At 64.5% G+C, this 11,597-nt stretch carries 6 protein-coding genes; all 6 read left to right on the top strand.

Annotation, left to right across the window (positions count from 1 at the left end; translation table 11 throughout):
- Nucleotides 1–947: 947 nt before the first annotated feature.
- The 6 genes from BEP01S_RS17320 (at nucleotide 948) to BEP01S_RS04265 (ending at nucleotide 11,563) form a co-directional block, all read left to right on the top strand.
- The gene (locus BEP01S_RS17320) at nucleotides 948–1,682 is read left to right on the top strand and encodes a helix-turn-helix transcriptional regulator (RefSeq protein WP_373277893.1); all 735 of its coding nucleotides are present in this window, start codon (nucleotides 948–950) and stop codon (nucleotides 1,680–1,682) included.
- Nucleotides 1,667–4,234, top strand: coding sequence for a LuxR C-terminal-related transcriptional regulator (locus tag BEP01S_RS04245; RefSeq protein ID WP_062240759.1), 2,568 nt, complete (start codon nucleotides 1,667–1,669; stop codon nucleotides 4,232–4,234). The genes BEP01S_RS17320 and BEP01S_RS04245 overlap by 16 nt, the downstream gene beginning before the upstream one ends.
- A gap of 283 nt (nucleotides 4,235–4,517) precedes the next feature.
- Complete coding sequence (locus BEP01S_RS04250) at nucleotides 4,518–7,205, top strand: helix-turn-helix domain-containing protein (protein WP_062240761.1); 2,688 nt, start codon at nucleotides 4,518–4,520, stop codon at nucleotides 7,203–7,205.
- A gap of 299 nt (nucleotides 7,206–7,504) precedes the next feature.
- Nucleotides 7,505–9,388: a nucleoside-diphosphate sugar epimerase/dehydratase gene (locus BEP01S_RS04255; RefSeq protein ID WP_062240762.1), complete on the top strand. Its 1,884-nt coding sequence runs from the start codon at nucleotides 7,505–7,507 to the stop codon at nucleotides 9,386–9,388.
- A complete protein-coding gene (locus BEP01S_RS04260; RefSeq protein WP_083532507.1) occupies nucleotides 9,385–10,599 on the top strand; it encodes a DegT/DnrJ/EryC1/StrS family aminotransferase in 1,215 nt (404 codons plus the stop codon). Before BEP01S_RS04255 ends, BEP01S_RS04260 begins: the two co-directional genes overlap by 4 nt.
- 349 nt (nucleotides 10,600–10,948) lie before the next feature.
- Nucleotides 10,949–11,563: an arsenate reductase/protein-tyrosine-phosphatase family protein gene (locus tag BEP01S_RS04265; protein ID WP_039212069.1), complete on the top strand. Its 615-nt coding sequence runs from the start codon at nucleotides 10,949–10,951 to the stop codon at nucleotides 11,561–11,563.
- Nucleotides 11,564–11,597: the final 34 nt, after the last annotated feature.

An 11,597-nucleotide genomic window follows, 5' to 3' on the forward strand; every position in this document is an offset into this window, starting at 1 on the left:
CCGTCACGGCTGAGAATGTCCGCTCCGCGGTTCCGCCTTCTCGCAGTCTCGAGCTGCTCACCCGGTTCGATGCCGGAGCGGACCATTCGGTACTCCATGGGAGCGCGCTCTTCGGCTACGTCTCGTGGTCGATCTCCTTGGGGCGGGTGCCGACTCCCAAGGAGGTGTTGGAAGCCGCCATGTGGGGAAACGCGCGCGGCAGGTACCTCGAAGCCGCGGACGTCATCCGCACCAGCGGCTATCGCGGTCCCGAACTCAACCTCGAGCTCGCCCGCTGCGAATGGGGAGCGGGCCGGCTCCGACAGGCCAGGGAGATCATCGACCCGCTCGTCTCCGAAGTGTGCTTGGACCCGGGGACGGCGTCGGGGGAATTTCTGTCCCGCCTCGCCGCTATGGAACTGCGACTGACGGACCCACGGACTCCTGAGCGACTGCGGTTGGCCTGGGTCCGAGATCGACTGGAATCGCCGACCGACCTCGGTCGGCTCGACGCGACGCGTGCCCGATTCGACCTCAAAGGAGGTCGTATCGCCGCTGCTTGCGCTCTGGCCGAGAGCGTCTATCTCAACCATGCGAGCTCGGTGCGCCACCGTCTGCGCGCATGTGCGTTCCTCGGCGTGGCAGAAGTGATGTCCGGGCGGATCGAACTGGGACTGAGCTATATCGCGCAGGCCCGGCTGATGTTCGGACTTCCCGGACCCGAATCGTTCGAACGGGAAGATGCCATCCCGCAGTTCTTCGTGGCGAATTTCATCGCCGGCAACTGGGCCGAGGCGCGGACGGCAATGGATGAACTGACCTCCAGTCGGCGGCTGACCAGGCTGACGAACGCGCTCATCGACCTGCGCACCGGCAACGCGGCGAAAGCCCACTGCATCCTCGGCGAACTCAATCTCGGTGCCGACCCCTGCGACATCGTCGATATTGCGGGAATGGCCAGGTCGGCTATGTCTCTCTCGGCTGTGCTGACAGACCAGCGGACGGAGGTCGTCTCGATCGCTGTCGACGAGGAGGCCGAAGCCAGTCGGCATTCGTGGTGGGCTTCATTCGAAGCCAGACTCTTCGATCTGCAGGCACTGGCGCAGACGTCGCCGGGGCCGGCAGCCCCACAACTCTATGAGCTCGGGGCCTGGGCAAAAGAACACGGTGCGCACACCCTTGCATGCCTGGCCTGGCTCGAGGCCGGTCGACTCGGGCACGAACAGGCCATCGGCGGATTGTCCGCGTCGTCCGGCAGGGTCGACGGCTCCCTCGGTCGCCTGCTGCGCGCCGTGGCACATGCCTTCAGCACTGACGATCTGCAGGCGCTCATCACCGCGGCCCGTGAGGCGCTGATCTTCGGCGCGGTCGTGCTCTGCGCCCAGCTCTCCGGCGAAGCCCGAAAACGCGCCGTTGCCTCAGGTGATGCTGCCGCCACCAAAGAAGCCCGGATCCTGCTGGGCCGGAGCCGGCGCGTGCTCGACTTCGATGCCGACGGCAAACGGTTCCACGCGAATCTGGGCGAGCTCGAGCACTCGATCATCACGGGTATCGTCGAGGGCCGAACGAGCTCAGAGATCGGAGATGAGCTGCACCTGTCGACCCGAACCGTCGAATGGCACCTCGGGCGCCTCTACCGCCGAGTGCATGTGGCCAATCGACAGGAGCTGCGAGAGGTGGTGACGGAATGGCTGAAGAGCTGACCGCCGCCTCGAGTGCTCGTGACGGAGCAGAGATCTTCGGGCGCAAGGGCGAACTCGAACTGATTCGTCAGTCGCTGCGCTGCTCGGAATGCTCCGGCATCCTCATCGAAGGCGAGATCGGCGTCGGCAAGACTCTCCTGGCGAGAACGGCCTTCGAGGACGGGAGCGACGGAATCTGGATCCGCGGGGACCGCGTGCACCAGAACACCGAGTTCGGCGTATTCGGTCTGCTCGTCGACCTCGACAGCGACCCGTCCACGCTGCTGGGACGAATCGTGTCCCGGCTCACCTCGACTCGAAGCCTGCAGGCGGTCTTCGTCGACGATGCCCACCTGCTCGACTCCCGCTCGCAGGAGGTCCTGACCGACTTGGCCAGCGTCGGCTCGATCAGGCTTGTCGCGATGTCGCGGTCCAATCCCGAGAGTGGGGTCATGCCGTTCTCGACTCTGGTCGAAGACCATGTGCTCCAGCATCTCGTGCTCGGCCCTCTGCCGCTTGAGGACTATCGGTCGATGATCGAACACCGCCTCGGTCACATCGTGTCCCAGGCCGTGGTCGACATCGTCGACTTCCATTCGCAGCGCAATCCGGGCAGGCTCATCGAACTCCTCGAATACACCGCACGACGTTCGCGCTTCCTCATGCGCCGCGGAGTGTGGATCCTCGACGGACTCGACATCGACTACGATGCGCGTGCCCGCGACTATGCACGGATCGGTCTTGCCGACCATTCGCCGCAGGAGACGGACGCTCTCGAGCTGGTCGTCCTTGCGGGAGAGGTGGAACTTTCGACACTGCTCGAGTCGGGACTCGGGGAAGCCGCGGATGCGCTCGTGGCCGCCGGCGAGCTGAAGATCGACGCGCAGAGGTCCCATATCTATAGGGCGGTCGAGAACCACGCCTCGGACACGATCAGGTTCACAACTCCGACCGGTCGGAGCAGAGAGTGGTTCGATTTCATCGACGCTTGCGGAGATGCGCCTTCGGAGTGGTCGCAGGTGGTCAGGGCCGAATGGGGGCTGATCTGTGGAGCAGAGGTCAGCGAGTCGAAGACCATCGAGGCCGCACTGACCGCCGCCCGTCTCGGAGACTGGCATCGGGCGATGCGGCTGATCGGGGAGATCCCGACGGAGCGGTTGAGTCCGCACGAGCTGCTCTCGGTCGCCCTGCTCTACTGCGGATGCAACAAGGCGCCGCTCGGCCTCGACTTCCTGGCCCACGGCGTTCGCACGGCCTGCTGCGCACAGCTGGTCGTAGACTCACTCGTGGTGTGGATGAATCGCGCTCTCAGCTCGATGTCCCCCGCGCTGCGGCTTGCGGACTTCCGCACCGCACTGGAACGGCTGCAGGATGACGGTGACGGACACCCCGGAGGGGGAGTGGATGCAGAATTCGGGCTCAAGCTGTTCGACCGAGTCGCTGCGCTCGTGGCCGAAGAACGACCGATCACGGTGGATGTCTTCGAAGGACTCTCCCACGAGAGCGTCGCGCCGGGCAGCTTCCATCTCCTCGACACGATGCTGCATGCAACACATATGCTCGACTCGGGCCTCACCTTGGAAGCGCTCACCCTCCTCGAATCCCTGCAGGCCGAATTCCACTTCGACAGCACGGCAGTGCTCCATGTGGTCATGCTGCGGGGGCGCACTCTGCTGCAGCTGGGACGGGTAGCCGAGGCGAGGGAGCTGATGACAGCGCTGCCGACGCATGACATCGCGTATCTGTCAGCCCGATCGGGACCGATCGACCTGCTGTGGGCGCAGACCCACCTGCTTGAGGGCAACCTTCCGGGGGCGATGAAGGCGCTGCGAGCCGCGATCGAATCGCTGACCTATTGGAATATGGGCACGCAGCTTCCCATCGCATTGGCAGAGGCCGAATATGCGGTGTCTCGGGTGGGAACGGCGGCTGAGGCCGACGATCTGCATGCCCGCTTCGACGAGCTGCCCGTGACAGCTCTGTACCACGAATATCGGCGGGCGCTCGTGCTGCGGACGACGGCACGTGCGATTCGCACAGGGGAGCCCAGGTACGAACACGAGCTGCGCCGCATGTTGGACGAAGCCCAAGCCGATGGGGCAGCGGCGATCGTCGTCCTCATCCGCCTGCATCTCTTCCTGCACTTCGATGAGATCGCCCCCGAGGCGATGTGCGAAGCGGCCGCGCACGGAACCGGGCGTGAGTTCGACATCGTCGGCCGCCTCGGCGCTGCTCTGCGCGATCATGATCGTGCTGCCTTGACGTCCCTTGCGGAGGAATACGGCCCGTCGATGCCGGACCTGGCGGGCAGATGTGTCGCACTGGCCGCACGATTCGGAGCCGGCCAGAGCCGCAGACCGGGTGGGCAGGTCACGGGGCTGACTGCCCGGGAGAAGCAGATCAGTGCGCTCATCGTCGCCGGTCGGACGAATGCGGAGATCGCTGCGGAACTGGGCGTGCGGGTGCGAACGGTCGAGGGACACACGTACCGGCTGTTCCGAAAACTCGGGATCGAGCGCAGAGAACAGGTCGCCGAGGCGATGCGGGATACCGAAGGCCGACTGCGCGCCTGAGTTCGAACCGAGTATGCGCAACTGCGGGATTTCGGACACGAGCGAGTACTCGCAACGGTGCTCCAGTGGTGACCCTGCGGTGACTGAGTAGTGACCTGACGGGGACTCCCGTATCGACCACCTGGTCCGGGACGGCCGCCGGCGAGCAGTATCGGAGTATGGATATCACACCTCAGCCTCCTCAGCGAACCGTTCCCCGCGCCGTGCGAACGGCAGCGGCCATCCCCGGGCCGGTCACCGTTGTGCGGACGATCTCCCCGGACGAGACGACGGGCGGTGGATCATGCGTCAGGTGATTCGTCGTAAGGAAGTCGGCGACCTCCGCTCCCTTCTCTCCCGACACCGTGCCGCTGCTCTCACCGGCGGCTTCGGGTCCGGAAGGCGTTCGATTCTGCGGGCGCTGGAGTCGGAGTGGGACGGGACGGTCATCAGGGCCGCATCGAGTCCGCTCGACGAGGACACGCCCTTGTCCGGGTTAGGCAGTCTGCTCGCTGCAGTCAGCGCATCCGCGAACGGACCCTCCGATCCGTCGGAGCTCGCTGCCGATGAGGTCGTGCCGAGCATGATGGCGGCTCTCCGATCGATCCCCGGAGATGAGGACACGCTCATCCTCGTGCCCAATGCCGATGACATGGACATGGACTCGCAGCGGGTGCTCGGTCAGGCGCTGCGCCGGTTGAAGTCGGGACGTCTGCACATCGTCATCACGGTTCGGTCGATCGACGATGACGGTCCGTTCGCCTCGGTGCCGGAGATCGAACTCGCGGATCTCAGCATCGCCGAGCTCATCGAGCTCGCCCGCGACCTCGCGTTGGCCCGCTTCGGACACACGCGCATCGCCGAGGAGGCGGCCCAGGTCGCCGCCCACGCCGCAGCTGGTCGTCCCTTGGCCGTCAGCCACATCCTCGAGGAGATGGCGCCCAGCGAGATGCGCGGGGAGATCGCGCTGTCGATCCCGGTGCGAGTGGGACCGGCCAGCCGACCGATGATCGCCGACTACGTCGAGGGGCTGAGCGATGGCGCCGATGCGCTGCTCAGATGCCTGTCGCTGTCGCCGCTGACACCGCTGCGGCCTCTGGCCAGGAGGCTGCCCGGGTTCTGGGAAGCCGTCGACGAGTTGGAATCGCGCGGCACGATCGAACGTCGGGAAGCCTTTCTGCGGATACCGCACGGATTCGTCCGTGCCATGGTGCAGCAGTCGATGGGAGCGAGCGAGCGACGCCGGACCCACCTCGTCCTGGCCGAGGACTGTGCCGACACATGGCCGCAGATCGAGGCATGGCATGTCTCGTTCATCGACCCGGGTGAGGACACCGCACAGCAGCTGGCGGCGCACGCTCTCGGCCTGGTGCGCCGCGGACTCACTGCCGGAGGTGCCGAATTCGCCGAACGGGCCATCCGAGTCTGCGACGACATCGAGGAGCTGCGCGGTCAGTTGGTCGAGATCGCCGAGACACTGTCCGATCACGGGCAGTTCGCCTTCTCGCGCCGCTATGTGCGGATCGCCTCCCGGTCGAGCCGGGCCGCGGTCGTCGTCCGCGCTCGGACGCTCGAGGTCCGCAACGTCTTCCTCGAGACGCAGACGCTGCCGTCCTCGCTGTTCACTTCGTGGAGCAGCTGCGAATCGGAGCAGGCGCCCGCCGAAGTAGCGCGCCTGCAGCTGACTCTGGCGCTCTGCCATTGTGAACGCGGCGAATTCGTGCGAGCGCAGGAGCTTCTGACACTTGCCGAAGCCGCCGCTGAGCACGTCCGTGACAGCGACGAGCAGCTTGTCCGCGCCGTGCACATCCTGCTCGACAGCAACAGCGGGGACGACAGGTCGGCGCTCGCGGGATTCGCGAGCCTGCAGGAACATCAGGATTCGATCAGACCGAGCTTCGGCCTCGCCGTGGCCCAGGGGCTGGTGCTCACCGAGCACTATGAAGCCGCGACCGCCGTACTCGATCTCATCGGTGAGACCTGTGCAGCGGCCAGGGTCTGGAAGCGGCAGGTGGATTGTGTCCGTGCTGATCTGGACATGCGCCTCGGCCGGATCAGTCAGGCGGTCGAGGTCATCGACAGGGTCATCGCGGAAGCGGAGGCCGACCAGCGCAGAGGACTCGTCGTCGTTCGGCAGGATCGGATTCTGCTGCTGCACTCGTGGAAGCTGCTGCTGACCGGACGCACCGGCGAAGCAGGGCTCGTCGAGGAACGGACGGCGGTCTGGGCTTCGGCGACGAACAACCACCGCCTGCTGGCCGAGCTCAATGCGCTTCAGGGCAGATACCTGATGCGCACCGACTGTCCGGCCGAAGCGATCGGACACCTTCGGCGCTGCGAACAGCTGTCCGCGGACGAGACCAACCCGAACGTACGTCGTTTCGAGGGCGACCTCATCGAAGCCTTGGTGGGTATCGGTAGAAGAGAGCATGCGACTCTTCTGCTCCAGAAGCTGCGCGACCGCGCCAAGGCATGCCCCTCTCAGTGGACCGATCTTGTCGTCAGTCGGAGCGAAGCGCTTCTGGCCGCCGGGGAGACTGCCACCGACCTGTTCGGACGGGCACTCCGGCAGGCCAGCACCTCGGAATTCGTCTTCGAAAAGGCAGCCATTCATGCGGCCTTCTCCGCGAGACTGGCCGATAACGGGTCGATGCTGAAAGCCCGCGAACAGAGGCTCGCTGCTGCGGCACTGCTTCGGGAGGTCGGAGCCAGTCGCCTCGCCGACCATCTCCGGAACGGGCAGATCGTCGAAGAGCCGAAGGCACCGACGCTGCCTGACCTGCCGCGCCTCGGCGAACTCAGCGATGAGGAGCTCAAGGTCGTCGAGTTGGTCCGTGCCGGGATGAAGAACCGGGAGATCTCAGAACGGATCTTCGTGTCCCTACGCACCGTCGAACTTCGGCTCACCGCCGTCTACCGCAAACTCGGTGTCGGGTCACGGACTGAGCTCGTCTCGCGGCTCGCGGGCAACCCGCGTCTCGCCGCGGTCTGAACCGGCACCGGTGCGGAGCATGAGCCGCAGACGGTTCGCGCCGTCTGCGGCAGAACGCCCCGCGGGGACCCGCACCGCCATCGCGGATGACCGCAGTCTCCCCTCCGCAAGCACCGGATCAGAGTCATCGCACTCCTAGCGTGAAGTCGACGCATTCCGCAGTTGGAATCACTGCATCGCCGGCTCTTACCGACGATGCCCGGCAGCCACAACAGCTGGGCCGGTTCAGTCGAGTATGGGAGATCACGATGACTGTGTCAGAACATCCGAATCCACTTAGCCGGGGGAGCGCTGTGGGGGTGGCTTCGCCACCTGCAGCGACTTCTGGTGCGACGTGGCCGGCACGGCTGACCACGCGGATCTGGAGGGGAAAGACGAGATTCCAGCTCGCCCTCGACCTTGTCGCTTGGGCAGCTGCCGGGCTGCTCGCCTCGGCGGTCATGGGGCAGGGGGCCGTGAGCGGAGTCGAACTCGGCTCCGCGCTCGCGACGGTAGCGATTCTGCAGCTGCTCCTCGGCCTGCTCACCGGGCTCTATCGCAGTCGCTATCACTACGGAAGCTTCGCCGAATACGGCGGGGTCGCGGTCATCGCGCTGATCATCGCGTGCGGACTGATGGCTGTCACCTTGGGGGATGCTCCATTCGTTCTGCTCACTGTATTCTCCGCAGTGATCTTCATGACTGGCAGCCGGTACCTCATCCGCTGGGCCCACCAGATCGTGACCCGTCCCCTGCAGGGTGAGCGAGTGCTCGTCGTCGGAGCCGGCGACGCCGCCGAATCCCTGATCCGTCAGATGCTTTCGAACCCTGATGGTGAGTATCTTCCCGTCGGGCTCATCGATGATGACCCGAGTAAGCGCCATCTGAGCATCCACGGTGTCCGTGTCCGTGGGAAGAGCGATGACATCGCCGAGGTGGCCGGATGGCTCAATGTCGCCGGAGTCATCGTCGCGATCGCTGATTCCGATGCGGAATTCCTGCAGAAATGCCGTGAACGTCTGGAATCGACAGGGAAGTGGCTGCGGACGATCCCTCCGTTGGCCGAGATGGTCAATCGCAAGGTCGAGATCGGCGATATCCGCGATATCAAGGTCGAGGATCTCATCGGTCGTGAACCGGTGCACACCGATCTGGCTGAGATCGCTAAGAAGGTGGCAGGCAAACGTGTGCTTGTCACCGGAGCCGGCGGATCGATCGGCAGCGAACTCTGCCGGCAGCTGTTCGCTCTCCACCCGGAGAGTCTCGTCATGCTCGATCGGGATGAGACGGCTCTGCATGGTGTCGAACTCACGCTCTACGGTTCGGCGCTGCTGATGTCGCCGAACACGGTGCTTGCCGACATCCGCGACCGGGACGCGCTTGATCATATCTTCGCCGAGGCGAAGCCGCAGATCGTGTTCCATGCGGCGGCACTCAAGCATCTGCCGATGCTGCAGCGGTTCCCCGAGGAGGCGTGGAAGACGAATGTCCACGGCACCCTCAACGTCCTCGAAGCAGCTCGTGCAGTCGGAGTCGAGACGTTCGTCAACATTTCGACGGACAAGGCCGCCGCACCGACGAGTGAGCTGGGGAAGAGCAAGCGGATCGCTGAACGTCTGGTCAGCGGGTTCGCAGCGAAGTCCCCGGGCACCTATCTCTCGGTCCGCTTCGGCAATGTTCTGGGATCCCGCGGGTCGGTGCTCCTGTCGTTCCAGGAACAGATCCGACAGGGCGGTCCGATCACGGTCACAGATCCGGAGGTCCGTCGGTTCTTCATGACGATTCCGGAGGCCTGCCAGCTGGTGCTGCAGGCGGCGACGATCGGCGAAGACGGCTACGTCATGGTTCTCGACATGGGCGAGCCCGTGCGCATCGTCGACATCGCGCGGAGTCTGGTTGCGATGTCGAATCAGAACACCGAGATCGTCTACACCGGTCTGCGCGAGGGTGAGAAGCTCGACGAAGAGCTCTTCGGGGACTACGAAGGCACCGTCATCCGCATTCACGACAAGATCAGCCGTGTTGAGGCACCGGTTCTCTCACCTGTTGATCTTCCTGAGTTCACGGCAGACCGCAGCGTCATCGACGACTTCTGTGCCCGCTCGTGCCGTCCTCAGCCGGAGGTCGTCCGTCGGGAACCCGTCGGTGGACCCGCTTACGTGCCGGCACCGGTCAATCTGGTCAACGATGAGGTCAGGTCATGACGATTTCGGATGCCGTGTCCACGAAGCCTCAGGTGACTGCTTCGTCTCAGACCATCCCGGCCGCCAAACGGATTCTGCTCTCGGGACCGGATGTCGGAGAACTCGAAGAAGAATATCTGCTCCGTGCTTTCCGCAGCGGATGGATAGCGCCTGTCGGCCCGGACCTCGAAGCCTTTGAGAAGGAACTGGCAGACAGGGTGGGAGTCGCACACGCGGTCGGACTTTCGTCTGGCACGGCGGCCCTGCATCTCGGTCTGCTGGGCCTCGGAGTGAAGCCGGGAGACCGAGTGATCACGTCGACGATGACGTTCGCCGCGACGGCGAATGCCATCACCTACTGCGGGGCCGAACCCGTGTTCGTCGACTGCGTCGACGACGGGAACATGGATCCGATCCAGCTCCATCGCGCGCTGAAGGACTCGATTCGGAGCGGAGCGAAGCCGGCAGCCATCGTCCCTGTCGATCTGCTGGGTCGGCCCGCGGACTATGACCGGATTCTTCCGATCGCTGCCGAATTCGACGTTCCGGTCCTCGTCGATGCCGCGGAATCGCTGGGATCCCGCTATCGAGACCACGCCTGCGGCAGCCTCGGCGAGGCTGCGGTGGTGTCCTTCAACGGGAACAAGATCATGACCACCTCGGGTGGGGGTGCTCTGCTGACGAATGATGAGCGCTTGGCTGAATACGCCAGGTATCTGTCGACGCAGGCCAGAGAGCCGGTGGCGCACTATGAGCACAGAGAGGTCGGCTTCAACTACCGTCTGAGTAATCTGCTTGCCGCACTCGGGCGGGCACAGCTGGCCCGACTCGAGGGGCTGGTCGAACGGCGTCGGGAGATCCGCGGCCGTTATCGCGACTCGATCGTCGCGGCGACTGACGGGGTCTCACTTTTCGGTGACGTCAACGAACACCGTGACAACGCTTGGCTGTCGGCGATCCTCGTCGACGAGAGTCGCACGGGATTCAACGCCGGCGAGCTCGGTGCATGGTTGGCCGAGCACGATATCGAGACGCGGCCACTGTGGAACCCGATGCATCTGCAGCCGGTCTTCGCCGGAGCGCGGATGTACGGCGGTGAAGTCTCCGAAGGCATCTTCGCCTCCGGGCTCAATCTGCCGAGTGGATCGACGATGAGCGATGACGATGTCGAACGCGTCATCGCGACTGTCACCGTGTTCCTCGGACAGCGAGGCTGCCTAGCTCCGCGATAACGGCAATGAACTTTGACCTGCTGAGGCAGCAGGTCAACGCTTCTTGCCCAGGGAGAACGCAGAGCGAGAGTGGATATCCGCACTCCCTCTGCGGACCTCCGCAGGGCAGAGCCCGGAAGGAGCCTCGAGAAAATCTTCGACGATAGCGTGAGTTCGAACTCGCTTCCGGGCTTCGGCCAAGGGCCGGGTACAGCGGCGTCATTCTGTGAGCTGCTGCAAGGGAATCGCATACTTCGGTTCGGATCAGTCGCACCGAGTCCTTAGTCAAGGAAGGTACAGGCATGGAGAACTCCGGTCGAGTGGAATCCGTTGTTCCGTATGTCAGCTGCTGGCGGACGGTTAAGAACTGATGTCGGAAGAATTCAACGTCCTCACGGTGTGCACAGGAAATCTCTGCCGGTCGATTCTGGCAGAGCTCGTGCTTGCACAGCGATTCTCCGACGTCCGCGAGATCCGTGTTCAGTCAGCCGGCACCCGTGCGGCCCTGGGCCATCGGACACCGGAGGAAGTGTGGGAGGTCGCGGGGTTCATGGGAGTGATCGAAGAGCGGGCCGAACGTGCACGGCAAGTGGACGAAGATCTGCTCGGCGCTGCCGATCTCGTGCTTACGATGACACGCGAGCAAAGGCGTGAGGTCGTCGAGCTCAACCCTCGAATCGTTCGCCGAACCTTCACAATCCGAGAGCTTTCGGGGCTCGCGGCAGTCACCCGGGATGAGGACATTGTGAACGAAGGCGCAGTTCCCACAGCTGACCGGGCAGCCCGCTTGCGGGCCGCCGTCGAAGCAGCCGGTCGGCGTCGGAGTCGGAGGCGGAATCTCACGCTTCCAGCGCACGATGATGTCGTTGACCCGTACGGCTGCTCTCGAGACATCTACGCACTTTCAGCACTCCAGCTCGCCCCTGCCGTCGAAGGGGTTTCGGTTCTGTTCCAAAGAGCGCTGAACCTCGGGGAGGGGGAGTGATGCTGAAAGGCAGAAGACAGTCAGCAGTGATGAG

Source organism: Brevibacterium epidermidis NBRC 14811 (assembly GCF_001570805.1).
Classification (GTDB): domain Bacteria; phylum Actinomycetota; class Actinomycetes; order Actinomycetales; family Brevibacteriaceae; genus Brevibacterium; species Brevibacterium epidermidis.

Bases quoted from the DNA above. Each gene is read 5' to 3' on its own strand.
- BEP01S_RS17320 (WP_373277893.1), top strand. From the start codon at position 948: ATGTCTCTCTCGGCTGTGCTGACAGACCAGCGGACGGAGGTCGTCTCG.
- BEP01S_RS04245 (WP_062240759.1), top strand. From the start codon at position 1,667: ATGGCTGAAGAGCTGACCGCCGCCTCGAGTGCTCGTGACGGAGCAGAG.
- BEP01S_RS04250 (WP_062240761.1), top strand. From the start codon at position 4,518: ATGCGTCAGGTGATTCGTCGTAAGGAAGTCGGCGACCTCCGCTCCCTT.
- BEP01S_RS04260 (WP_083532507.1), top strand. From the start codon at position 9,385: ATGACGATTTCGGATGCCGTGTCCACGAAGCCTCAGGTGACTGCTTCG.
- BEP01S_RS04265 (WP_039212069.1), top strand. From the start codon at position 10,949: ATGTCGGAAGAATTCAACGTCCTCACGGTGTGCACAGGAAATCTCTGC.